This is a genomic window from Romboutsia sp. Marseille-P6047 (assembly GCF_900604535.1).
Lineage (GTDB): Bacteria > Bacillota > Clostridia > Peptostreptococcales > Peptostreptococcaceae > Romboutsia_E.
The window spans coordinates 1-23,870 of record NZ_UWOT01000020.1; the positions used below are offsets into that span (position 1 = coordinate 1).

Below are 23,870 nucleotides of genomic sequence, written 5' to 3' on the forward strand. Positions count from 1 at the left end.
GACTTCAAGATAAGATTTCCCACCGTAAGGGTAAGACCCCAGGAAGACTACCTGGTTGATAGGTCGAAGGTGTAAGTGCAGTAATGTATTTAGCTTATCGATACTAATAGGTCGAGGACTTGACCAATAAATTTAAATGATAAATCAATAAATGATATGCAGTTTTTAGAGTATTAACTCTAAAACTTAATATAAGTTAATCGAAAGATTATGTGGTTATTATAGCAAAGAGGATACACCTGTTCCCATTCCGAACACAGAAGTTAAGCTCTTTAGCGCTGATGGTACTCGGAGGGCAACCTCCCGGGAGAGTAAGACGTAGCCACGTAATCTTTTTTATTTTATAACTTAGTTTACTTATATGAATTTTATTATCATGTAGGTAAACTATTTTTAGTTTTTGTAGAACAAAATAATTATGTGCTATGGAAAGCAAATAAATTAAGTAATGGGATAGTTATGTTAAAATTTACAAATAAACTTAACATGATGTATACTATTAATGGGGGAATAGAAATTACGAAATTTTAACGGAGGTTGGCTATGGATATAGGAGTTATAGGGGTAAACCATAATTTAGCTCCAATAAGTGTTAGAGAGAAGGTATCATTTACAGATACTCGAAAAATAGAAGCTATAAACTCCTTATTGGATAAAGATATTAGCGAAATTGTGATATTATCAACGTGTAACAGAAGTGAAATATATATTAGAGCAAACAATATAGATGAGAAAATTAGTGTAGTAAAAGATTTTTATGAAGAATATTTTAATGAAAAAAGTATAAAAAAATATTTATTTTCAAAATCGGGCATAAGTGCAGTTAATCATATATTTGAGGTTACAGCAGGGCTAGATTCTATAGTTTTAGGTGAAGATCAAATTCTAGGTCAGGTTAAAGATGCACATGAATTTTCTATGAAACTAGGATCTAGTAAAAAAGTTTTTAATAAGTTATTTAGAGAAGCTGTAACAACATCTAAAGAGATTAAGAGCACAACTAAAATATCAGAACAACCACTATCAATAAGTTATATAGGTATTAAACTATTAAAAGAAAAATTAGGTAGCTTGGAAAATAAAAATGCATTAGTAGTTGGATATGGTAAGATGAGTAAACTTACAATGACTCACTTAAGGGAAGAAAATGTGGGCACTATATATTTAGCTAATAGAAGCCATGGTAAATGTGATAATATATCTGATGATTTTAGAAATGTAACTCTTATAGATTATGAAAGTAGACATGAAGTGCTTAAAAATGTTGATATAGTTGTAAGTGCAACTGCTTCACCTCATACAGTATTAAAAGCAAGTAGTATGCCAAAATTAGATCATAATATATATATGATGGATATAGCTCTTCCTAGAGATATAGATCCAAAAATAAATGAGTTTAATAATATTGAAGTTTATGATATAGATGACTTAAAAAAAATACATGATAAAAATGATAATAAGAGAAATGAGTTAGCAATAATAGGGCGAGATATTATAAATAGTAAAGTTAATGAATTTGTAGAGTGGGTTGACGCAGTAGATATAGATCCTACAATCAAATCTTTAAATGAGAAGTGTTCTGAAATAAAAGATGATACATTAGATTATATATTTAGAAAAGTTGAACTTAATTCAAAGGATAAAAAGCTTATAGATAAGATGATGTCATCAGCATTAAAAAGACTTGTTAGAGAGCCTATATTGAATTTAAAACAGGTAAAAGATAAGGGAAAAAGAGAAGAATATATAAAATTAATTGAGGAATTATTTGAAATTTAATCGCAGGAGGATATGTAAATGAAGTATGAAGAATCAGTTAAAATATATGAAGAAGCAGTAAAGTACATACCTGGAGGAGTTAATAGTCCAGTTAGAGCCTTTAAATCAGTAGGACTAACTCCTATATTTGTAGATCATGCTCATGGTAGCAAAGTATATGATGCAGATGGAAATGAATATCTTGATTATATTTGCTCATGGGGGCCACTTATGTTAGGACATTCTCCAAAAGAGTTAACTGAAGGTATCGAAGATATTATAAAAAGAGGAACTAGTTTTGGAGTGCCAACAAAGATAGAAGTTGATATGGCAAAAATAATAGTTGATGCATATCCTGTAATAGATCAAGTACGTATGGTTAACTCAGGAACAGAAGCAACAATGAGTGCATTAAGAGTGGCCAGAGGGTATACTGGAAGAAATAAAATATTAAAATTTGAAGGATGTTATCATGGACACTCAGATGCATTATTAGTTCAATCTGGTTCAGGAACTTTAACATATGGAGTTCCAACAAGTCCAGGAGTACCTGATGATGTAGTAAAACATACTTTAGTGGCTAAATATAATGATTTAGATGATTTAAGAAGAGTATTTAAAGAACAAGGAAGTGAAATTGCTGCTGTAATAGTAGAAACAATTTCAGGAAATATGGGATTAGTTAAAGGAAAACAAGAGTTTATAGAGCTTCTTAGAGAATTATGTACAGAATATGGTACAGTTTTAATCTTTGATGAAGTTATAACTGGATTTAGAATAAATTATAATAGTTCACCAGCTTACTTTGGGGTAAATCCAGATATGGTATGCTTTGGTAAAATTATAGGAGCAGGACTTCCAGTTGGCGCTTATGGTGGTAAAAAACAAATAATGGATGTAGTTTCTCCAGTAGGTCCTGTTTACCAAGCAGGAACACTATCTGGTAATCCATTAGCAATGTACATGGGTAAAAAGAATTTAGAGATATTAAGAGACAATCCTCAAATTTATACTGAACTAGAAAGAAAAGCTAAAAGATTAGAAGAAGGAATAAAATCTAACCTAGAAAAATTAGGATTAGATTATACAGTGAATAGAGCTGGATCTTTATTATGTCTATTCTTTACTAAAGGACCTGTAGAAAGTTTTGATGATGCAAAAAAATGCGATATAGATAAGTTTAATTTATACTTCAAAGAAATGCTAGATAGAGGAATACTTACTGGACCTAGCCAATATGAAGCTATGTTTTTATCAAATGCTCATACAGATGAAGATATAGAAAGAACTATATCTGCAAATTATGAAGCTTTAAAAGTATCTCATAACTTATAAGAAAAATACAAAATAAAAAGACTTTTAGCCAGTTTTAATATAATATAAGAGGATATTAGGTTGTAGTGTAGAATATTTACAAAAGTTAAGTATTTTATAAATTTATATCATCTTATGTTTAAATCAGACTAGGCAAAATGAAATTGTTGAAAACCTAGCCTTTTGGCTAGGTTAAATTTTGTAAAAATAGTATATAAGGGAGTGAACAATAAGATGAGTGTATTAGAAAGTACATCAACTTTAGAAAGAGTATTAAAAAGTATAAGACCACTAGATAAAGATGCAATTAAAGCTGCAAGATATAGGCTAGATAGACAAGCAAAACCGCAAGGCAGTTTAGGAAAAATGGAAGATATATGTGAACAACTTGCAGGTATATATAGAAGTAAATTTTATGATACAGATAAAAAGGTTGTAATCGCTTTTGGTTCAGACCATGGAGTATATGAAGAAGGTGTAGCACCAGATCCTCAAGAAATAACTAAACTTCAATTTCCTAACTTTGCAAATGGAACATGTGGTGTAGGCACAATAGCTAAATTTGTTGGAGCAGATGTAGTTGCTGTAGATGTAGGTATAAATACTGACGAAAAAATGGAAGGTGTGTTGGATTATAAAATTAGAAAATGCACATCAAATATGGCAAAAGGACCAGCTATGTCTAGACAAGAAGCAATACGATGTTTAGAAATAGGTATAGAAATGGCTGAAAAAAGTATAGAAAAAGGATATAATGTTATAGGCATTGGAGAAATGGGTATATGTAACACGACTCCAAGTACAGCGATAATATCTGTTATTGGAGATTGTGATCCTGAAGAGATAACAGGAATAGGTGCAGGACTTAAAAGAGAAAGATTAAAGCATAAAGCGGATGTAATTAGAAAAGCAATAGCTCTAAATAATCCAAATCCTAAAGATGGCATAGATATATTAGAAAAAGTTGGTGGGTTTGAAATAGGAGCTATGGCTGGTGTAATATTGGGATGTAGTGCAAATAAAACTCCAGTTGTTATAGATGGATTTATATCATATGCTGCAGCGTTACTTGCATATACTATTAATCCAATAACTAGAGATTATATGATAGGATCACACTTATCTGCAGAACCAGGAACCCAAAAAGCTTTATCTATAATAAAGTTAAGTCCAGTATTAAATATGGATATGAGATTAGGAGAAGGTAGTGGAGCAGCTTTAGCATTTAATATAATAGAAGCATGTACATTTACATATAAGAATATGGTTACATATGATGAAATTGATATGTTAGGTAGATAATACAAATTTAAGGAGAGTTAATATGAGTAAAATTATTTTAGTTACTGGTGGTGCAAGATCAGGTAAAAGTAATTTTGCAGAATCACTATGTAAAGATAGAAATAATAAAACAGCATATATAGCAACATCAATACCATTTGATAATGAGATGAAAGATAGAGTAAAAAAGCATCAAAATAGTAGACCTTCAGAATGGAAAACTTATGAGAAATTTAAAGATATACACTCAATAATCAAAGATATATCTAAAGAGCATGAAACAGTAATATTGGATTGCATAACATTGTTAGTTAACAATTTAATGTTTGACTCTGATATTGATGTAGATAGTGCAGATACTTATGAGATAAATGCTTTAGAATTATATATAAAATCACAAGTTGAAAAATTACTTGAAGAAGTAGAAAAAACGGATTTATATTTTGTAATGGTTACAAATGAAATAGGAATGGGAATTGTTCCTGGAAATAAACTTACTAGAGTATATTCTGATATTGTAGGAAGGGTAAATCAACTTATAGCTAAAAAAAGTGATGAAGTTCATTTTGTAGTTAGTGGTATACCTATGAAGATAAAAGGATAGTTATGAAAAGATTTATTTTAATATTACAATTTATGACCAGAATTCCCATAAATATAAATGTTGGATTTGATGAAGAGTTTCACAAATCTTTATACTATTTTCCATTAGTAGGATTAGTGCTTGGAATATTAGAATTTTTAGTAGGAAAATTGTCTCTTATATTATTTGATCCATTTGTAAGCTCTTTAATAATTACATTAAGTGCAGTGATGCTTACTGGTGGATTACATATAGATGGATTAGGTGATACATTTGATGCACTATATAGTTATAGAGATAAAGAGAAAATGCTAGAAATAATGAAAGATTCAAGGCTTGGAACAAATTCACTTTTATCAGTAATGTTTGTTTTATTATTTAAAATAGGATTTATATATAGTATTATAAATGAAGGATTATTATGGCTTATAATATTTATGCCTGTGCTTGGTAGGCTTGGTGTACTAATCTTAACATATAAAACCGTAACTCCTAGAAAAAATGGATTAGGAAACTTATTCATTGGAAAATGCTCAACAAAAATGTTTTTAACAGCTACATTATACTCAATAGCTATATTAGGGTTAATATCAAAATTAATATTCTCATCAAATAATATATTATTTTTAAGTATATTAATTTCAGTACCAGTAGTTTTTATATTTAATATACTATTTAAAAAACATGTTTATAAGAAAATAGATGGAGTAACTGGAGATATATTAGGATGTAGTATAGAACTATCAGAGCTAACATATTTAATATATATATATATGACTTTAAATTTTGTAGTTTAGCTATATAGAGGAGAATTTATGATAAAATTAATATTAGTAAGACATGCCATTACTGAAGATAACAAGGATAGTAAATTATCTGGACATATAGATAGTGAATTAAGTGAAGAAGGAAAAGCTCAAATTAAAAGACTCATTAATTATCTAAAAGATGAGAATATAGATAAAATATATACAACAACGTCTTCAAGAACAAAACATACTGTAGAACAAATAGCAAAAAATAGAAATTTAGAGATAATAGAAAAAGAAAGATTAAAAGAAATCAGCTTTGGAGATTTTGAAGGAATGAGTTTTAGCAAAATAAAATCTAATTATCCAGATGAATTTCAAAAAATGATAGATTATGGATATGAATATAAATATCCAAATGGAGAAAGTTTGATAGATTCTTATGAAAGAGTAGTAAAAGAAATTAAAAGTATATTAAATGACAATGAAGGTAAGACGATTTTAATATGTTCTCATGGAGGAAGTATTAGAAATATAATTACTTACCTAATATCAAATTCTTATAAGTACCATTGGAACTTTAGGATAGATAATGCTTCAGTTACTATTTTAGAAGTTGACAATGGATTTACTGTAATAAATAGTATGAATAATACTAGTTTCTTAAGATAAATAGATTAATAAGTTATTAAAATCGAATATGAGATTACTTAGGTTCTTATCATCTAGAAGAGATTAAAAGGGAAAAAGGTAAAAGCCTTTGCAGCCCCCGCTACTGTGAAACCGACGAAACTATTATAATAAGCCACTGTCAAATTTGATGGGAAGGTTATAGGAGTAGGATGAAGTTAAGCCAGGAGACCTGCCTAAGATAATTTTACAATAGAGTCTTCGGGGTGAAGCTTTTATTTGATATATTATGAAATAAAAAAAGTCCGAAAACTGGAAAGTTCGGACTTTTTTTAATTTTCTGTAAAATATAAGATTTCTAATAGCCCTATTTTAAATTATAAGAAAAAGGAAGTGAAATAATGGGCAAAAAAATAATGCTGCAAGGTACAGCCTCTAATGTTGGCAAAAGTACTATCGTAACAGGATTATGTAGAGTATTTAAACAAGATGGATATAGTGTAGTTCCATTTAAATCTCAAAACATGGCCTTAAATTCTTTTATAACTAAAGAAGGTCTTGAAATGGGAAGAGCACAAGTTTCACAAGCAGAAGCCTGTGGAATTGAACCAATAGCAGATATGAATCCAATTTTGTTAAAACCTTCAGGAAATCATAAAAGTCAAGTCATAGTCAGAGGTAAAGTAGTTGGAAATATGTCTTCAATTGAATATCACGATTATAAATTACAGCTTATGGATGTGCTAAAAGATACTTTTGAGGAATTAAATAATAAATATGATATTACAGTTATGGAAGGAGCAGGAAGTTGTGCCGAAATAAACTTAAAGTCAAGAGATATATCTAATATGGGCATGGCTAAGATTGCTAATACTCCTGTGATAATAGTTGGAGATATAGATAGAGGTGGAGTATTTGCATCACTTGCAGGCACAATGCTTTTGTTAGATGAAGAAGAAAGAAAAAGAGTAAAAGGTGTAATTATAAATAAATTTAGAGGAAGAAAAGAACTTTTAGAAGATGGTATAAAAATGTTAGAAGACATTATAAAAGTTCCTGTATTAGGTGTACTTCCTTATAATGATATAAAAATTGAAGATGAAGATAGTGTAACAACTAGGTTTAAGAAATCAGTTGGTACAAGAGATATTAATATAGAGATAATAAGGACTCCTCATATGTCAAATTTCACAGACTTCCATATATTTGAAACTCAAGAGGATGTAAGTGTAAGATATGTAGATTATGGAGAATCTTTAGGAAATCCAGATATAGTAATTATACCTGGAAGTAAAAGTACAATAGATGATCTAAAATTCATTAGAGATAATGGATTAGAAGAACAAATAAAATCTCTACATAAAAAAGGTAAATTAATTATTGGTATTTGTGGTGGATATCAAATGCTAGGTAAGAAACTAAAAGATCCGTACCATGTAGAAGGTGAAATAGAAGAATATGATGGAATTGGGCTTTTAGACACAGAAACTATATTTGAGATTCAAAAAACAACAACACAAGTAGAGGCATCTATATGCGAGAATAAAAATGGATATCTAAGAAATCTAGGAAATAAAAAGATAACTGGTTATGAAATACACATGGGAGTTACTAATAGAGGAAGTAGTACAAGCAATTTGAATACTATAACTAAAAAATTAAGTGAAGATGTAAGTTACACTGAAGGAAGTGTTAATGAAGAAGGAAATGTATTTGGAACATATATTCATGGAATATTTGATGAGATAGAATTTACTAGAACTTTACTAAATAATATAAGAGATATGAAAAATTTAGATAAGTTAGATAGTAAGGTAAGTTCATATAAAGAATTTAAGGAAAAAGAATATGATAAATTAGCTGATTTTTTAAGAGAACATTTAGATATAGAAAAGATTTATGAAATAATGAAAGACTAGAAAATATAATAATGGTCAGGTGAAATATATGAAAAAAATATTAATTGCAGGTACTAACAGTGGAGTTGGAAAAACAACAATTTCTCTAGGAATAATGCAAGCACTTACAAAAAGGAATATGAAAGTACAACCATACAAGGTAGGTCCCGATTATATAGATCCATCATATCACACATTTATAACAGGAAGAAATTCAAGAAACTTAGATTCATATATGTTAGATGATGAAAAATTGAAATACATATTAAATGAAGCTTCAAAAGATGCAGATATAAGTGTAATAGAAGGTGTTATGGGACTATATGATGGGCTAGGAATAAACTTAGATAGTTGTACAAGTTCATATGCATCAAAGTTATTAAAAGCACCAGTTATATTAGTAATAAATGCGAAAGCAATGGCAGCATCTGCAGCAGCTATGGTACTTGGATATAAAATGCTAGATGAAAATATAAAAATAGGTGGAGTTATAGTAAATAATGTTAAATCGAAAAGTCACTATGAAATACTTAAAGAGTCAATAGAAACTTATGCAAAAGTAGAGGTATTAGGATATTTTCCTCCAAATAAAGAATTTTCTCTAGAATCAAGACACTTAGGTCTTGTACCAAGTGTAGAAATAGATTCATTAAAAGTTAAATTTAATAATTTAGCTGATGAAATAGAAAAGTATATAGATATAGATCGAATAATTGAAATATCTGAAACAGAGAATGTAGAAAGTGAATTTACTTTAGATGAATTTATAGAAAATAATAAGGTAAAAGATAAATCAATAGCAATTGCTTATGATAAAGCTTTTAATTTTTACTATAGAGAAAATATAGAGTTATTAGATAAATTAGGATTAAAAATAAAATTCTTTAGCCCTATAAAAGATAAAGAAGTTCCAGAAGCTGATTATATATATATAGGTGGAGGATTTCCAGAAATCTTCTGTGAAGAATTAGATAAAAATGAATATATGAGGAACTCAATAAAGAAAGCACATGAAAGAAATATTCCTATATATGCAGAATGTGGAGGACTTATGTATTTAGGTGAAAATATGCTAGATAATGAGAATAAGAAATATAATATGGTAGGAATATTTAAGGGAACAAGTAAAATGACATCATCATTAAAAAGATTTGGATATTGTTTTGGTGAAGCAAAAGAAGATACTATATTAGCTAAAAAAAATCAAATTATAAAGGGGCATGAGTTTCATCATTCTATATTTGAAAGTAATGAACCTTGTGCTTATATAATGAGAAAAGAAAGAGCTGGAAAAATTATTGATGAGTGGGAAGGTGGATATAGTAAAAACAACACTCTAGCCACATATTTACATACACATTTTTATAATAACTTAGAATGTATAGAAAACTTTTTAAATAGAGGAAGTAAGTAATATGAATATATTATCAATTTATATTGGTTATATAATAGATTTAATAGTAGGAGATCCTTATTCTTTTCCACATCCAGTAAGGTACATAGGAAATCTTATAAAATTTATAGAAAAAAGAATTAGAAAAATAGCAAAAACTGATAGAGATATAAAAATAGGAGGATTTGTATTATGGTTTTTTACTGTAATACCTGTCTATATAATTACGTATTTAATAATTAAGATAAGTAGCTTCAATATTTATATATATTTATTTGTAAATTCTTTAATCATTTATACAACTCTAGCAACTAAATGTTTAAAAGATGAAGCAGTAAAAATATATAAAGTACTTAAAACTGGAGATATAGAAAAATCTAGAATTCAACTTTCTTATATAGTTGGAAGAGATACAGAACATCTAGGTGAAGGAGAAATAATAAGAGCTACAGTAGAAACCGTTGCTGAAAATACGGTAGATGGAATAATTGCACCTATGTTTTATGCATTTATAGGTGGAGCACCTTTAGCTATGGCATATAAAGCAATTAACACATTAGATTCTACAGTTGGATATAAAAATGAAAAATACCTTCATTTAGGATTTGCATCAGCAAGAATAGATGATATAGCAAACTATATACCAGCTAGAATTTCAGTATTATTAATGTCTATAGGAAGCTTATTATTAGGATATAACTTTAAATCATGTGCAAAGATTGCAATTAGAGATAGAAAAAATCATAAAAGTCCCAACTGTGCATACTCAGAAGGTGCAGTAGCAGGAGCATTAGGTATTCAATTGGGAGGAACTAATATATACTTTGGTCAAGAAGTATATAAGCCAACTATTGGAGATAAGGATAGAGAAATAGAAATTGAAGATATAGTAAAAACAAATAAAATAATGTATGCTACATCGATAACTTCAATGATAGTGTTTACATTAGTATATGTATTATGTGTGGGGTGATGTAGATGAAAGATCTAGGACATGGGGCTAATATCAATCTTATGGCTAAAAAATATAATAAAAGTCCTAAGAATATATTAGATTTTAGTTCAAACATAAATCCTAAATTAATATCTAATTTAGAAACGTATATATTAGAAGGACTTAAAGAGTGTACTAGTTATCCAGATATAAATTATACATCTTTAAGAAATAACATATCAGAGTATATAGGAATAAATCCTGATTTTATAATACCTGGTAATGGTGCAACAGAAATTATATATTTAATGATGAAAAGTATAAATAAAAGATTAGCTATATTTAATCCAACCTTCTCTGAATATAAAAGAAGTGCAGAGCTAAATGGTTTAGAAATATTGCATTTAAACTTGGATAAAAGTAACAATTTCGAAATAAGCTTAGATGAAGTTAAATCTAATATAGATAAATTTGATAGCTTATTTGTATGTAACCCTAATAACCCAAATGGAAAAGTTAAGAATTTAGAAAAACTATTAGAATTAATAGTAAAAAATAATAAATTACTAATAGTAGATGAAACATTTATGGAGTTTGTAGAAAAAGAAGAAGATTATTCTTTAATAAAATATGTGGATAAAAATGAAAATTTATTTATTTTAAAGGCTGTTACTAAATTCTTTGGAATGCCTGGATTAAGACTGGGGTATGGAGTTACAAGCAATAAAGAAATAATAAATAAAATATATACATATAAAGAGCCTTGGACAATAAATTCTTTTGCAGATAACTTATCAAATTACATATTTAAAGATAAAGATTATATAGAAGAAAGTAAAGAATTTTATATAAAAGAAAGAACCTTTATGCTTGAAAGTTTAAGAAAAAATAAACTAATAGAGGTTTATGATACAGATACAAATTTTATATTAATAAAATTAAATAAATTTACTGCTAGTGATATAAAAGAAAAGTTGTTTTTAGATAGTAATATACTTATAAGAGATGCATCTAATTTTATAGGGCTAGATAATAGTTATATAAGAGTTGCAATTAAATCTCGAAGAGAAAATGAAATTCTAATAAAAGAATTAAATAAATTTTTAGGAGATTAAAATGAAGTCTTATGGAATATGTCCAGCATCTTGTGGTGAGTTTGTTCAAGGTTTTATGAATGAAGAAGAGTATTTATGCTCATATGCAATAGATTTATACTCAACAGTAATTATAGAAGAGAAAATAGAAGATATAATTATAGGACCCCAAAAATCAAGAAAAGCAATTGAATTAGTTTTTAAACATTTTAATTTACCAATTAGAGAAAGTAAAAAGATTTCTTTAAATATAAATAGCGAAATACCTACAGGTAAAGGTATGGCAAGCTCTACTGCTGATATAGGAGCAACTATAAAAGCAACATTATCATTAATAGATAAGCATATGACTAGCGAAGAAATATCTAAGCTAGCTGCTAAAATAGAGCCAACTGATTCTATATTTATAGAGGAAGCAAATATATTTAATCCATTAAGTGGAGAGTTAATAAAGTATTTAGGGAATATAAAAAACTCTAAGGTTTTAATACTTGAACCTGATAAAGCTATAAATACAAGAAAAATAAGAAAAACTCCAAATTACATGGAAACTAAGTTAAAAAATAAAGATTTAATAAAAGAAGCCTTTTATTTGTTAGAAGAAGGTATTAGAAAAAATGATTTGGATTTAGTTGGAAAAGCATGTACCATAAGTAGTTTAGCTAATGAAAATATACATCAAAAATTAGGGTTAAATAAAATAATCGAAATATCTAACCAATATGGAGCATATGGAGTAAATATTGCTCATAGTGGTACAGTAGTAGGAATACTATTAGATAAAAATATGAATGAAAAAAGATTAATAGAATTGTTAGAAAAAGAGAAATTACATAAATTTTATAAAAAAATATACGCATCAGAAATAATTGATGGAGGAATTAGAGGAGGTACACAGTGGAATACGTTAAAAATCCTATGATGATAGAAAGTAAGAGTTTTGAAATTATACAAGGAATAATAGATGAAATTAGACCAGGGTATAAGTTTAAAAATGAGATAGAGGAAAAAATCATAAAGCGTTCAATACATACAACAGCTGATTTTGAATATTTAGATATATTAAAAATATCTGATGAAGCTGTAAATTCTATAGTAGATGCGTTAAAAAATAAAGCTACTATATTTACAGATACTAATATGGTTCTAAGTGGAATAAACAAAAGAAAATTAGATGCTTTAGGATGTGAATATAAATGTTTAGTTGCTGATCCTGAGGTAGCAAATAGAGCAAAAGAAAAAGGAATAACACGCTCTATGGCAGCTGTAGAAGTAGCTGCTAATATAGAAGGAAGAAAATTATTTGTACTTGGAAATGCTCCAACAGCATTATATAAAGTTATGGAGATGAAAAATGAAGGTAATCTTGATGTAGATGCAGTAGTAGGAGTTCCAGTAGGATTTGTAGGAGCTGCAGAATCTAAGGATGAACTAGAGAAAACTGATATACCATATATAATTTCTAAAGGAAGAAAAGGTGGGAGTAATTTAGCTGCTGCTATAATAAATGCTATTTTATATTCTATGTAGGTAAATATTATGGAAGAGTATGTATATATTGATGGAAAAAAATACCGAAGAGGATATACAACTGGTTCATGTGCAAGTGCCGCATCAAAAGCAGCAACTCATATGCTGCTTACTAAAAAAAAGATAGATAAAGTAAATATAGATACGCCAAAAGGAATACCGTTATCTCTTGTTGTTCATAACATAGAAGCTTATGAAAATAAAGTTAAGTGCTCTATTGAAAAAGATGGAGGAGATGATATAGATGCAACTCATAGAATGCATATATATGCTGAAGCTACACTTATAGATAGAGTAAATGATGAAGATATAATAGTTGAAGGCGGAGTTGGTGTAGGAGTTGTTACTAAAAAAGGTCTTAGTGTAGATGTAGGAAGACCTGCTATAAATCCAGTTCCTATGAGAATGATAAATACCGAGGTTAGAAAAATTATAGGTGAAAATTTTAGAGATAATATTGGAAAAAATAAAAGTTTAAGAATTACAATATCAGCACCAGAAGGCGTGGAAATAGCAAAAAAGACTTTTAATCCTAGACTTGGAATTGTAGGAGGTATTTCTATTCTTGGTACGACTGGAATAGTTGAGCCAATGAGTGATGAAGGTTGGAAAAAGTCACTATCAATAGAGCTTGAGATGAAGAAGTCACAGGGATTAGATAAAATCATCTTAGTTCCAGGTAATCATGGAGAAGAATTTATAAAAGATAAATTAAATTTAGATATGAAGTATGTAGTTAGAACTAGTAATTTTATAGGATATATGCTAAAAGAAGCTCAAAGAATTGGTTTTAAGAAGATTCTTATGGCGGGACATATCGGAAAGTATATAAAAATATCTGCTGGAATTTTTAACACTCATAGTAAAGTAGCAGATGCTAGAAGTGAAATACTAATTTCTAATTTAGCTATGATGGGTGCACCACTTGAATTTTTAAAGAAAATAGAAAGTTGTGTTACAGCAGAAGGTGCAGTAGAGATTATAAATAATAGTGATTACACTGATTTTTATGATTTAATAAGCAACAAATGTAAATATAAGATAGATCAATATTTATTAGATGAAGATATAGATGTAGAAGTGATGATGTTCACTATGGATAAAACATTACTTGGAAAATCAGATAAAGCAGATGATTTAGTGGAGGTATTTAGATGATAAATATAATTGGACTAGGTCCGGGAAATGAAAATTATATAACGAAGTTAGGTGAAAAATTAATTTATGATTCTGAAATTTTAATAGGTGGAAAAAGGAATTTAGAAACTATTAAAAATTTCAAAGGAAAAAAAATTGAAATGGCATCTAACTTAAAGGAGATTTTAGAATACATAAATACTAATAAGGAAAAACAAATATCTGTTATAGCATCTGGAGATCCATTTATATATGGCATAGGAAGATATTTATCTAAGAATATTGATAATAAAAATTTAAATATAGTTTCAGGGATTAGCTCTTTACAATATATATTCTCTAAAATTTATGAAGATATGAATGATTTATATATTACTAGTAGTCATGGAAAGGTACCTGATTTTGATTATATTTTAGATCATAAGAAAGTATGTATGGTAACCGATAATAAAATAGGTCCTCATGAGATTAGTAAAGAGATAATAAGTAGAGGATTAAAGAAAATTGTTGTAGTTGGAGAAAACTTGTCTTACGATAATGAAAAAATTACAGTAGCATCTCCTGAAGAAATACTAAAGATTGAAAAATTTGACATGAATGTTGTGGTGATATTAGATGAAAAATAGTGAGTTTATAACTGGAAGAGTACCAATTACTAAGGAAGAAGTAAGAGCTATATCTATAAATAAGTTAGATTTAGTAAATGCTAAAAGGTTTATAGACGTAGGTGCTGGAACCGGAAGTATAACCGTTGAATCAGCATACCATTATCCAAATTTAGAAGTTACAGCAATAGAAAGAAATGACGATGCTTTAGACTTAATAAAACAAAATGTTAAGAAGTTTGACTTAAAAAATGTAGAAATTTTAAAAGGATATGCACCTATTGAAATAAAAAATGGTGTAGATGCTATATTTTTAGGAGGTACTGGTAATAACCTTGAAGAAATAATAATATGGTCGAAAAATCTGTTGGTAGAAGGCGGAAGGCTAGTTGCTAATTTTATAATAGTAGATACTTTCAATCAAACTTTAAATTTATTAAGAAAGCATGGATTTACTAATTTAGACGTCTCAGTTTTGAATGTTTCTAAATTAGAGAAGCTGGGTAGAGGAGAGTATTTTAAACCACTAAACCCAATTTACATAATATCTTGTGAAAAAGGAGTAGAATAAGATGATAAATAAAGTACATTTTGTAGGTGCAGGACCAGGAGATAAAGAATTAATAACACTAAAAGGATACAAGCTTTTAAGTGAGGCTGATGTTGTAATATATGCAGGTTCGTTAGTTAACCCGGCACTTTTAGAGTACTGTAAAGAGAGTTGTGAAATACACAATAGTGCTTATATGGATTTACAACAAATAACAGATGTTATGGAAAAGGGAATAAAAGAAGGAAAATCTGTAGTAAGATTGCAAACAGGAGATTTTTCAATATATGGTTCTATAAGAGAACAAGTTGAAGAATTAAATAAATTAGATATAGATTATGATTGTACACCAGGAGTAAGTTCATTCTTAGGAGCATCATCTGCACTTGGAGTAGAGTATACAGTTCCAGAGATATCTCAAAGTGTAGTAATAACAAGAATGGAAGGTAGAACACCAGTACCAGAAAAAGAATCAATAGAATCTTTTGCTAAACACCAAACTTCAATGGTTATATTCTTATCAGTTCAAGAAATTGAAAAGGTTGTTGAAAAGTTAATATCTGGAGGATATCCAGAAACTACTCCAATAGCTGTAGTTTATAAAGCTACTTGGCCAGATGAAAAAATAGTAAAAGGAACTTTACAAGATATAGCAGAGAAAGTTAAAGAAAATAATATAACTAAAACAGCTTTAATAATGGTAGGAGAATTCTTAGGTAAAGAGTACAATAACTCTAAGTTATATGATAAGGATTTTAAACATGAATACAGATTCTAATATAGCAATACTTTGTATAACAACAAATGGACGTAGCTTAGCATGTAAAATAAAAAGATTATTAAATGATGGAGATATTTACTTCATAAATAATAAGAAAGATGATAATTCAAAAGAAATAAAAGAAGTTATAAGCAAGTCTAAAGAAGATGATACAGAAATGTATATTGTTAGAAAAAGGTTAAAGTTTTTTGTAGAAGATATATTTGATAAATATGAATACATAGTATTTATAATGGCAACAGGAATTGTAGTTAGAACAATAGCACCATTAGTTACTAGTAAATTTTCAGATCCTGCTATATTAGTAACAGATGAAAAAGGAACAAATATAATTAGTTTACTAAGCGGCCATATGGGTGGGGCAAATGAAATGACACTCTATATAAGTGAACTTTTAAAATCAAATCCAGTAATAACTACAGCTACTGATACAAATAAAAAATCATCTTTAGATATAATAGCTAAAAAATTAAATGCACACATAGATAATTTTAGAGATAGTGTCCTGTTAGTTAATTCTATGTTAGTAAATGGAGAGTCAGTAGGATTATATTTAGATGGAGAATATGAAAGTGTAGATACTAGAGGTTTTACAATAATTTCAAATAAAAAAAGTATAAATGAACATTTACAAGATGGAATTGAATTAAGTAAAATTAACTCTAAAACTATAGTAGTTATAAGTAATAAACATAACTTACAAATAGAGGAACACTTAAAGGGTAACTATAAAATAATAAAAGTTATACCTAAAGACATAGTATTTGGAATCGGATGTAGAAGAGATACAGATAGTCTATTGTTACAAGAGTCCCTAAACGATTTTATACATAAGAATAATATAGATATAAATTCAATCAAAGAGATTGGAAGTATAGATGTAAAAAAAGATGAAAAGGCAATTATTGATTTGAGTAATGCTTTAAATGTGCCTTTTAAGGTATTTACAAAAGAAGAAATATCAAAAATAGATTATTTATTTGAAAAATCAGAATGGGTGAAAAAAAGTGTAGGAGTATACTCAGTAGCAGAACCAATAGCCTATATTTTAAGTGATGGAAATATAATAATAGAAAAAAATAAATATAAAGGAATTACATTTTCTGTAGGGAGATTAAAGATATGATATATGTAGTAGGAATTGGACCAGGAAGCAAAGAAATGATGACTCTAGAAGCTATAAATGCTATAGAAAAGTCAGAAGTTATAGTAGGATACAAAACATATATAAACTTAATAACTGAGTTTATACAAGATAAGGAAGTTGTTTCAAATGGAATGAGACAAGAGATAGATAGATGTAAAATGGCAGTTGAAATAGCGAAAGAAGGTAAGGATGTAGCCGTAATAAGCAGTGGAGATGCCGGAATATATGGTATGGCAGGGTTAATATTAGAGTTAACTTCAAAAGAAGAAACTGAAGTACCTGTAAAAGTAGTTCCAGGTGTTACTGCAAGTATAGGAGCAGCTGCAATTCTTGGTGCACCTATAATGCATGATTTTTGCCATATAAGTTTAAGTGATTTATTAACTCCATGGGACGTTATAGAAAAAAGGTTAAAACTTGCAGCTGAAGCTGACTTTGTTGTTTGCTTATACAATCCAAGAAGTAAAGGTAGAAGCGAACATTTAGCAAAAGCTTTTGAAATAATGAGTGAGTTTAAAGATGGTAAGACACCTGTAGGAATAGTTAAGGATGTAGGAAGAGAAAAAGAAGAAAAATTTGTTTGTACATTTGATACTATGGACTTTGAAAGAGTTGATATGACAACTATGGTTGTTATAGGAAATAAGAGTACATTTATAGACAATGATAAGATAATAACTCCTAGAGGATACACTGTATAAGGAGGTAGGTATATGATATTAGTTTTAGGTGGAACATCAGACAGCTTAGAAATATGCAGCGAACTAAATAAAATATTCAATTTAAAATATACTTTATCAGTTACAACAGAATATGGAAGAGATTTAGCTACAGGATATGCAAGAAATGTTATATTAGGGAAGCTTACTAAAGAAGATATGGTTAAGTTTATAAAAGATAATAATGTAAATCAAATTATAGATGCAACACATCCTTATGCGATAGAAGTTTCTAAAAATGCTATAGAATGCTCAAAAGAAGTGGATATAGAGTATATAAGATATGAGAGAAAATCACTTCTAGAAGGAATGGCTTATGAGAATATAAAGATAGTTAACACGATAGAAGAAGCTTGTGAAGTTGCAAATCAAAAGAAATATAACAACATATTTATTGGAACCGGTAGTAAGAATTTAAATAAGTATGTAGAGCTTATACAAAATAAAAAACTAATTGCACGAGTACTTCCAACAAGTGAAGTAATAAAAAGTTGTGAAGACTTAGGTTTAAATGGAGATAACATAATAGCTATGAAAGGTCCATTTAGTAAAACTATAAATATAGAAATGTATAAACAATATAAAATAGATTTAGTGATAACTAAGGAAAGTGGAGTTGCTGGTGGATTCTTAGAAAAAGTTGATGCAGCAGAGTTTCTTGGTATACCTGTAGTAATAATAAGAAGAGAAACTATGGATTATCCAAAAGTTATTAATGATGTAAGAGAAATAAGAAATTTAATAAAGATTTAGGGAGATTAACAATAATGAAGAAGGCAGTTTTAGTAGTAAGTTTCGGAACAAGCTATGAAGAAACTAGAAAAAAGACAATAGAGGCATGCGAAAAGAAAATAAATGCAGACCTAAATGACTATGATTTTTACAGAGCATACACTTCAAATATGATAATCAGAAAAATAAAAAGAAGAGATGGAATTGAAATAAATAATCCTATACAAGCCTTAGATAAATTACATGAAGAAGGATATGAAGAAGTTATAGTTCAAACTCTTCATATAATATGTGGTGAAGAATTCAACAAACTGAAAGATCAAATAGAAGAGTATAAGAATAAGTTTAAAAAATTAATATTAGGAAGACCACTACTTACTTATATAGAAGATTATAAAGAAGTAGTTGAAGCTATAGAAGCTCAAATACCAAAAATGGAATTAGATGAAGCTGTAGTATTTATGGGACATGGAACAGTACATGAATCTCACTCTGCGTATCCAGCGATAGAGTATATGTTAAGAGACCATGGTATAAATGCTTATGTTGGAACAGTAGAAGGGTACCCAGAAATTGATCAAGTTATAAAAAGATTAAAGGAAACTGATGTAAAAACAGTTAACTTAATGCCATTAATGCTAGTAGCAGGAGATCATGCTATAAATGATATGGCAGGTGATGAAGATGATTCTTGGAGATCTATTTTAGAATCAGAAGGATTTGAAGTAAACGTATATTTACAAGGATTGGGAGAAAACGCTAAAATTCAAGATAAATTTGTACGTCATGCACATGACTGCATAGCAAAATTAGAACAATTAGAAAATATATGCTAAACAATTAGGAGGAAGAGAAAATGTCAAAATTTTATGGAATAGGAACAGGACCTGGAGATAGTTCTTTAGTAACAGTAAAAGCGGTAGAAACAATACAAAATTTGGATATATTATATACACCAGAATCTAAAAAAGGCGGAGAAAGTTTAGCTTTATCAATAGTAAGTAAATACTTACCGGATGGACTTGAAATAAAATCAAGACATTTTCCAATGAACTTCAATGATGGTGAAAAAGTAGCTGCATGGAACAAAATAGCAGAAGAAATAGTAAGTGACGTTAAAGGTGGCAAAAATGTTGGATTTGTAACATTAGGAGACCCAATGATATATAGTACTTATGTTTATATAATGGAAAGACTTATAGATGAAATAGATGTAGAAACTATACCAGGAATATCTTCATTTTCAAATATAGCTTCTAATCAAAACTTCCCATTAGTTATGGATAGAGAGCCACTAATAGTAATACCTTGTACAATGGAAGAAGAAAGAATAGACTACGCATTAGAAAATTATAGTTGTATAGTATTAATGAAAGTTTATAAAAATTTCAAAGAAATAATAACTAAATTAGAAAAGTTTGACTTAATAGATAGTGCTATACTAGTAAGTAACTCATCTCAAGAAGGTGAAGTAGTGTATACTGATTTAAGAGATGTTCATTTAGAGGAAAAGATATCTTACTTCTCAACAATACTAGTAAATAAAGATAATAAAAAACAACTAGATAAACTAGTAAATAAAGTAGGATAAAGTTATTATACATAAGGAGATTTTGTCATGAAGGTAGTCGTTGGAACAAGAGGTAGTAAACTAGCTCTTACACAAACTAACTGGGTAATAAGTGAGTTAAAAAAATATAATCCTGAAATAGATTTTGAAGTAAAGATAATCAAAACTAAGGGTGATTTAGTACAACATTTATCTTTAGACAAAATAGGAGATAAAGGATTATTTGTAAAAGAAATAGAACAACAATTAATAAATAAAGAAATCGACATAGCTGTACATAGCATGAAGGATATGCCTTCATGCTTACCAGCAGGTTTGAAATTTGCAGGTATACCTAAAAGGGAAGACCCTAGAGATGTTCTTGTATTAAAAGATGGATATAAATCAATAGATGATTTGCCAAAAGGAGCAAAAATAGGTACTGGTAGTAAGAGAAGAAAATATCAATTACTAAGAAAAAGACCGGACTTAGAAATAGTTCCAATAAGAGGGAACATAGATACAAGAATTAGAAAAATAGAAGATGAAAACTTAGATGGAGTAGTACTTGCAGCAGCAGGGATATTAAGAGTTGGTATGAGTGAGCATATAAGCTACTATATTCCAACCGATATAATGGTACCAGCACCAGCACAAGGAGCTCTTGCTATTGAAATAAGAGATAATGATATAGAAATTGAAAATATAATCAATTGTATAAAAGATAGAGAAACTGAAATTCAAGTAGCAGCTGAAAGAGGTTTTTTAGATGGAGTTAATGGAAGTTGTCATATTCCGATGGGAGCTTATTGTATCGTTGAAGGCGAAAAAATTAAGCTAACAGGATTATTTGGAGATGAGGATGGGCATAACCTTGTAATTAAAGAATTAGAAGGCAGCTTTAATTCTCCTAGAGAAACAGGAATTGAACTAGCAAAATTAGTTTTAAAGGAGTATGAAAGCTATGAAGGGTAAAGTTTACTTAGTAGGTGCAGGACCAGGAGATTATAAGTTATTAACATTAAAAGGACTAGAGTGTATAAAAAAAGCTGATGTTATAGTTTATGATAGATTAGCAAATGTTAACTACTTAAAGGAAGCTAAGCCTAATTGTGAATTTATATACGTAGGCAAAGCATCTAGTAATCATACGCTGCCTCAAGAGGATATAAATAGAGTAATATGTGATAAAGCTAAAGAAGGAAAAATAGTTACAAGACTTAAAGGTGGAGATCCTTATGTATTTGGTAGAGGTGGAGAAGAAGGACAACTTTTAAAAGAAGAAGGAATAGACTTTGAAGTAGTTCCAGGAATAACTTCTGCTATAGGTGGGCTTTGTTATGCAGGTATACCTATAACACATAGAGATCATGCATCTTCTTTCCATGTAATAACAGGACATCTAAGAGAAGATGATAAAGAAAATCCTGAGATAAATTGGAATGCGTTAGCGAATACTAGAGGTACTTTAGTATTTTTAATGGGGGTTGCTAACTTAAAGAAAATTAGTGAGAACTTAATTAAAGAAGGTAAGTCCAAGGATACTCCAGTTGCGCTTATAAGTTGGGCAACTAGGTATAACCAAAGGGTTATAACTTCTACATTAGAAGATGTTTATGAAACAGCAGTAAAAGAAAATATTAAGCCACCAACATTAATAGCAGTAGGAAGTGTAGTAAACCTAAGAGATACTTTAAACTTTTTTGAAAGAAAGCCTCTATTTGGTAAGAACATAATGGTTACTAGAAGTAGAACTCAAAGTAGCTCTATAGTAGAAAAAATTATGGATTTAGGTGGAAATCCAATAGAAATACCTACTATAAAAATAAAGAAAATAGATAATAATTTTGAATTAGAAAATGAAATAAATAATATAAAAGAATACACATACTTAGTTCTTACGAGTAAAAATGGTGTAGAAATTTTCTTTGATAAATTAGAAGAAATGAGTTTAGATGTAAGATCACTAGCAAATATAAAAGTATGTGCAATTGGAAGTGCTACAGCCAAAGAAATTAAATCTAGGGGAATAAATCCTGATATAGTTCCAGAAAAATTTGTAGCAGAATCTTTATTTGATGAGTTAAAAAATAAGCTAAGAAAAGAAGACAAGATATTAATTCCAAGAGCTAAAAATGCTAGAGATTATTTAATTGATAAGTTAAGTGAAATTTGCACTGTAAAAGAAATTCATACTTATGAAAGTGTAATAGATACTAGTAAAAAAGAAGAAATTTTAGATATACTAGAGAATGAACAGTTAGACTATATAACTTTTGCAAGTTCTTCAACTGTAAGAAATTTTGTGGAAATTATAGGTAAAGATAACTTAGATAAAATAAGTAGTTCTAAAGTAATATCTATAGGGCCAATAACCTCAGCGACTGCAAAAGAATTAAATATAAATGTTTACAAAGAAGCTGAAAAAGCTACTATAGATAAAATTGTAGAAGCGATTACTACTATCTAATAAGTAATTGTAATTACTTTTGGAGGGAATATTATGTTAAGAAGACCTAGAAGATTAAGGGCAAATAAAGCTATAAGAAATTTAGTGAGAGAAACAAAGCTAAATGTAGAAGATTTAATTTATCCTTTATTTATAGTAGAGGGTGAAGGGATAAAAAATGAAATTTCATCTTTACCAGATGTATATCATTTTTCTTTAGATATGTTAGAAGATGAGATAAAAGAAATAAAAGACTTAGGAATTGAACATGTAATATTATTTGGTATACCTCATGATCATGAAAAAGATGCTTGTGGTAGTGAAGCTTATAATGATAATGGAATAATTCAAAGAGCTATTAGAAAGATAAAAGAAATTGACAGTGAGATTAATGTTATTACTGATGTCTGTATGTGTGAGTACACTAGCCATGGTCATTGTGGAATCTTAAATGAAAATGGATATGTAAAAAATGATGTTACTCTAGAGTACTTAACTAAGATTGCAGTTAGTCACGCTAAAGCTGGTGCGGATATGGTTGCTCCTTCTGATATGATGGATGGTAGAATTGGTGTACTTAGAGAAGGTCTAGATGAAGCTGGTTTTGAGAATATAGGCATTATGGCATATAGTGTTAAGTATGCATCAACTTTCTATGGACCATTTAGAGAAGCTGCTAATTCTGCTCCTAGTTTTGGTGATAGAAAGACTTACCAGATGGATCCAGCTAATTCTAATGAGGCACTTATTGAAGCTGAGTTAGATGTTTTAGAAGGTGCGGATATTCTTATGGTTAAGCCGGCACTTTCATATTTAGATGTTATAAGAAGAGTTAAAGATAATTTCGATTTACCACTTGCAGCATATAATGTTAGTGGTGAGTATGCAATGCTTAAGTCTGCTGTTAAGAATGGTATTTTAGCAGAAGGTGCTATTTATGAATCAGTGATGTCTATTAAGAGAGCTGGGGCTGATATAATAATTACTTACTTTGCTAAAGATTTAGCAAAACTAATAAGAGGATAAGTTAATGGAAA

The 23,870-nt window shown here is 28.8% G+C and carries 24 protein-coding genes, 2 rRNA genes and 1 riboswitch; all 26 genes read left to right on the forward strand.

Annotated features, from left to right (window positions below; all coding sequences use genetic code 11):
* Nucleotides 1-127 (forward strand): 23S ribosomal RNA (locus EIH23_RS14890); the annotation flags it as partial.
* A gap of 84 nt (nucleotides 128-211) precedes the next feature.
* Nucleotides 212-328 (forward strand): 5S ribosomal RNA (gene rrf, locus EIH23_RS14895).
* Between the two features lie 215 nt (nucleotides 329-543).
* Complete coding sequence (gene hemA, locus EIH23_RS14900) at nucleotides 544-1,779, forward strand: glutamyl-tRNA reductase (RefSeq protein ID WP_122641212.1); 1,236 nt, start codon at nucleotides 544-546, stop codon at nucleotides 1,777-1,779.
* Nucleotides 1,780-1,797: 18 nt separating this feature from the next.
* Nucleotides 1,798-3,093, forward strand: coding sequence for a glutamate-1-semialdehyde 2,1-aminomutase (gene hemL, locus EIH23_RS14905; protein ID WP_122641213.1), 1,296 nt, complete (start codon nucleotides 1,798-1,800; stop codon nucleotides 3,091-3,093).
* Nucleotides 3,094-3,306: 213 nt separating this feature from the next.
* Complete coding sequence (gene cobT / locus EIH23_RS14910; RefSeq protein ID WP_122641214.1) at nucleotides 3,307-4,374, forward strand: nicotinate-nucleotide--dimethylbenzimidazole phosphoribosyltransferase; 1,068 nt, start codon at nucleotides 3,307-3,309, stop codon at nucleotides 4,372-4,374.
* A 22-nt stretch (nucleotides 4,375-4,396) separates the two neighbouring features.
* The gene (cobU, locus tag EIH23_RS14915; protein WP_122641215.1) at nucleotides 4,397-4,957 is read left to right on the forward strand and encodes a bifunctional adenosylcobinamide kinase/adenosylcobinamide-phosphate guanylyltransferase; all 561 of its coding nucleotides are present in this window, start codon (nucleotides 4,397-4,399) and stop codon (nucleotides 4,955-4,957) included.
* Between the two features lie 2 nt (nucleotides 4,958-4,959).
* Nucleotides 4,960-5,733, forward strand: a complete 774-nt coding sequence (gene cobS / locus EIH23_RS14920; protein WP_122641216.1) for an adenosylcobinamide-GDP ribazoletransferase — start codon at nucleotides 4,960-4,962, stop codon at nucleotides 5,731-5,733.
* Between the two features lie 18 nt (nucleotides 5,734-5,751).
* Nucleotides 5,752-6,357 carry a histidine phosphatase family protein gene (locus tag EIH23_RS14925; RefSeq protein WP_122641217.1) on the forward strand — a complete coding sequence of 202 codons (606 nt, stop codon included), beginning with the start codon at nucleotides 5,752-5,754 and terminating at the stop codon, nucleotides 6,355-6,357.
* 23 nt (nucleotides 6,358-6,380) lie between these two features.
* Nucleotides 6,381-6,569: riboswitch (cobalamin riboswitch) on the forward strand.
* Between the two features lie 147 nt (nucleotides 6,570-6,716).
* Nucleotides 6,717-8,234, forward strand: coding sequence for a cobyric acid synthase (locus EIH23_RS14930; protein ID WP_122641218.1), 1,518 nt, complete (start codon nucleotides 6,717-6,719; stop codon nucleotides 8,232-8,234).
* 28 nt (nucleotides 8,235-8,262) lie between these two features.
* Entirely contained in the window at nucleotides 8,263-9,627 is a 1,365-nt protein-coding gene (locus EIH23_RS14935; RefSeq protein WP_122641219.1) for a cobyrinate a,c-diamide synthase, read from the forward strand.
* Nucleotide 9,628: 1 nt separating this feature from the next.
* On the forward strand, nucleotides 9,629-10,579 hold the full coding sequence (gene cbiB / locus EIH23_RS14940; protein WP_122641220.1) for an adenosylcobinamide-phosphate synthase CbiB: 951 nt from the start codon (nucleotides 9,629-9,631) through the stop codon (nucleotides 10,577-10,579).
* Nucleotides 10,580-10,584: 5 nt separating this feature from the next.
* Nucleotides 10,585-11,655: a pyridoxal phosphate-dependent aminotransferase gene (locus EIH23_RS14945; RefSeq protein WP_122641221.1), complete on the forward strand. Its 1,071-nt coding sequence runs from the start codon at nucleotides 10,585-10,587 to the stop codon at nucleotides 11,653-11,655.
* A gap of 1 nt (nucleotide 11,656) precedes the next feature.
* A complete protein-coding gene (locus EIH23_RS14950; RefSeq protein ID WP_122641222.1) occupies nucleotides 11,657-12,556 on the forward strand; it encodes a GHMP family kinase ATP-binding protein in 900 nt (299 codons plus the stop codon).
* Nucleotides 12,532-13,164: a cobalt-precorrin-8 methylmutase gene (locus tag EIH23_RS14955; protein ID WP_122641223.1), complete on the forward strand. Its 633-nt coding sequence runs from the start codon at nucleotides 12,532-12,534 to the stop codon at nucleotides 13,162-13,164. Before EIH23_RS14950 ends, EIH23_RS14955 begins: the two co-directional genes overlap by 25 nt.
* Nucleotides 13,165-13,173: 9 nt before the next feature.
* The gene (gene cbiD, locus EIH23_RS14960) at nucleotides 13,174-14,322 is read left to right on the forward strand and encodes a cobalt-precorrin-5B (C(1))-methyltransferase CbiD (RefSeq protein ID WP_122641224.1); all 1,149 of its coding nucleotides are present in this window, start codon (nucleotides 13,174-13,176) and stop codon (nucleotides 14,320-14,322) included.
* On the forward strand, nucleotides 14,319-14,927 hold the full coding sequence (locus tag EIH23_RS14965; RefSeq protein ID WP_122641225.1) for a cobalt-precorrin-7 (C(5))-methyltransferase: 609 nt from the start codon (nucleotides 14,319-14,321) through the stop codon (nucleotides 14,925-14,927). The genes cbiD and EIH23_RS14965 overlap by 4 nt, the downstream gene beginning before the upstream one ends.
* The gene (locus EIH23_RS14970) at nucleotides 14,917-15,477 is read left to right on the forward strand and encodes a decarboxylating cobalt-precorrin-6B (C(15))-methyltransferase (RefSeq protein WP_122641226.1); all 561 of its coding nucleotides are present in this window, start codon (nucleotides 14,917-14,919) and stop codon (nucleotides 15,475-15,477) included. Before EIH23_RS14965 ends, EIH23_RS14970 begins: the two co-directional genes overlap by 11 nt.
* A gap of 1 nt (nucleotide 15,478) precedes the next feature.
* Nucleotides 15,479-16,234 (forward strand): cobalt-precorrin-4 methyltransferase, encoded by a 756-nt coding sequence (locus tag EIH23_RS14975; protein ID WP_206425662.1) that lies wholly within the window; start codon nucleotides 15,479-15,481, stop codon nucleotides 16,232-16,234.
* Nucleotides 16,218-17,363, forward strand: coding sequence for a cobalt-precorrin 5A hydrolase (gene cbiG, locus EIH23_RS14980; protein ID WP_122641227.1), 1,146 nt, complete (start codon nucleotides 16,218-16,220; stop codon nucleotides 17,361-17,363). Before EIH23_RS14975 ends, cbiG begins: the two co-directional genes overlap by 17 nt.
* Nucleotides 17,360-18,085: a precorrin-3B C(17)-methyltransferase gene (gene cobJ, locus EIH23_RS14985; protein WP_122641228.1), complete on the forward strand. Its 726-nt coding sequence runs from the start codon at nucleotides 17,360-17,362 to the stop codon at nucleotides 18,083-18,085. The genes cbiG and cobJ overlap by 4 nt, the downstream gene beginning before the upstream one ends.
* A 12-nt stretch (nucleotides 18,086-18,097) precedes the next feature.
* Nucleotides 18,098-18,856: a precorrin-6A reductase gene (gene cobK, locus EIH23_RS14990; RefSeq protein ID WP_122641229.1), complete on the forward strand. Its 759-nt coding sequence runs from the start codon at nucleotides 18,098-18,100 to the stop codon at nucleotides 18,854-18,856.
* A gap of 14 nt (nucleotides 18,857-18,870) precedes the next feature.
* Nucleotides 18,871-19,671 (forward strand): sirohydrochlorin cobaltochelatase, encoded by an 801-nt coding sequence (locus EIH23_RS14995; protein WP_122641230.1) that lies wholly within the window; start codon nucleotides 18,871-18,873, stop codon nucleotides 19,669-19,671.
* Between the two features lie 20 nt (nucleotides 19,672-19,691).
* Nucleotides 19,692-20,426, forward strand: coding sequence for a cobalt-factor II C(20)-methyltransferase (locus tag EIH23_RS15000; protein ID WP_122641231.1), 735 nt, complete (start codon nucleotides 19,692-19,694; stop codon nucleotides 20,424-20,426).
* A gap of 27 nt (nucleotides 20,427-20,453) precedes the next feature.
* A complete protein-coding gene (hemC, locus tag EIH23_RS15005) occupies nucleotides 20,454-21,359 on the forward strand; it encodes a hydroxymethylbilane synthase (protein WP_122641232.1) in 906 nt (301 codons plus the stop codon).
* Nucleotides 21,349-22,854: a uroporphyrinogen-III C-methyltransferase gene (gene cobA, locus EIH23_RS15010; RefSeq protein WP_122641233.1), complete on the forward strand. Its 1,506-nt coding sequence runs from the start codon at nucleotides 21,349-21,351 to the stop codon at nucleotides 22,852-22,854. Before hemC ends, cobA begins: the two co-directional genes overlap by 11 nt.
* A gap of 33 nt (nucleotides 22,855-22,887) precedes the next feature.
* The gene (gene hemB, locus EIH23_RS15015; protein ID WP_122641234.1) at nucleotides 22,888-23,859 is read left to right on the forward strand and encodes a porphobilinogen synthase; all 972 of its coding nucleotides are present in this window, start codon (nucleotides 22,888-22,890) and stop codon (nucleotides 23,857-23,859) included.
* Nucleotides 23,860-23,870 lie beyond the last annotated feature (11 nt).

Bases quoted from the DNA above. Each gene is read 5' to 3' on its own strand.
- hemA (WP_122641212.1), top strand. From the start codon at position 544: ATGGATATAGGAGTTATAGGGGTAAACCATAATTTAGCTCCAATAAGT.
- hemL (WP_122641213.1), top strand. From the start codon at position 1,798: ATGAAGTATGAAGAATCAGTTAAAATATATGAAGAAGCAGTAAAGTAC.
- cobT (WP_122641214.1), top strand. From the start codon at position 3,307: ATGAGTGTATTAGAAAGTACATCAACTTTAGAAAGAGTATTAAAAAGT.
- cobU (WP_122641215.1), top strand. From the start codon at position 4,397: ATGAGTAAAATTATTTTAGTTACTGGTGGTGCAAGATCAGGTAAAAGT.
- cobS (WP_122641216.1), top strand. From the start codon at position 4,960: ATGAAAAGATTTATTTTAATATTACAATTTATGACCAGAATTCCCATA.
- EIH23_RS14925 (WP_122641217.1), top strand. From the start codon at position 5,752: ATGATAAAATTAATATTAGTAAGACATGCCATTACTGAAGATAACAAG.
- EIH23_RS14930 (WP_122641218.1), top strand. From the start codon at position 6,717: ATGGGCAAAAAAATAATGCTGCAAGGTACAGCCTCTAATGTTGGCAAA.
- EIH23_RS14935 (WP_122641219.1), top strand. From the start codon at position 8,263: ATGAAAAAAATATTAATTGCAGGTACTAACAGTGGAGTTGGAAAAACA.
- cbiB (WP_122641220.1), top strand. From the start codon at position 9,629: ATGAATATATTATCAATTTATATTGGTTATATAATAGATTTAATAGTA.
- EIH23_RS14945 (WP_122641221.1), top strand. From the start codon at position 10,585: ATGAAAGATCTAGGACATGGGGCTAATATCAATCTTATGGCTAAAAAA.
- EIH23_RS14950 (WP_122641222.1), top strand. From the start codon at position 11,657: ATGAAGTCTTATGGAATATGTCCAGCATCTTGTGGTGAGTTTGTTCAA.
- cbiD (WP_122641224.1), top strand. From the start codon at position 13,174: ATGGAAGAGTATGTATATATTGATGGAAAAAAATACCGAAGAGGATAT.
- EIH23_RS14965 (WP_122641225.1), top strand. From the start codon at position 14,319: ATGATAAATATAATTGGACTAGGTCCGGGAAATGAAAATTATATAACG.
- EIH23_RS14970 (WP_122641226.1), top strand. From the start codon at position 14,917: ATGAAAAATAGTGAGTTTATAACTGGAAGAGTACCAATTACTAAGGAA.
- EIH23_RS14975 (WP_206425662.1), top strand. From the start codon at position 15,479: ATGATAAATAAAGTACATTTTGTAGGTGCAGGACCAGGAGATAAAGAA.
- cbiG (WP_122641227.1), top strand. From the start codon at position 16,218: ATGAATACAGATTCTAATATAGCAATACTTTGTATAACAACAAATGGA.
- cobJ (WP_122641228.1), top strand. From the start codon at position 17,360: ATGATATATGTAGTAGGAATTGGACCAGGAAGCAAAGAAATGATGACT.
- cobK (WP_122641229.1), top strand. From the start codon at position 18,098: ATGATATTAGTTTTAGGTGGAACATCAGACAGCTTAGAAATATGCAGC.
- EIH23_RS14995 (WP_122641230.1), top strand. From the start codon at position 18,871: ATGAAGAAGGCAGTTTTAGTAGTAAGTTTCGGAACAAGCTATGAAGAA.
- EIH23_RS15000 (WP_122641231.1), top strand. From the start codon at position 19,692: ATGTCAAAATTTTATGGAATAGGAACAGGACCTGGAGATAGTTCTTTA.
- hemC (WP_122641232.1), top strand. From the start codon at position 20,454: ATGAAGGTAGTCGTTGGAACAAGAGGTAGTAAACTAGCTCTTACACAA.
- cobA (WP_122641233.1), top strand. From the start codon at position 21,349: ATGAAGGGTAAAGTTTACTTAGTAGGTGCAGGACCAGGAGATTATAAG.
- hemB (WP_122641234.1), top strand. From the start codon at position 22,888: ATGTTAAGAAGACCTAGAAGATTAAGGGCAAATAAAGCTATAAGAAAT.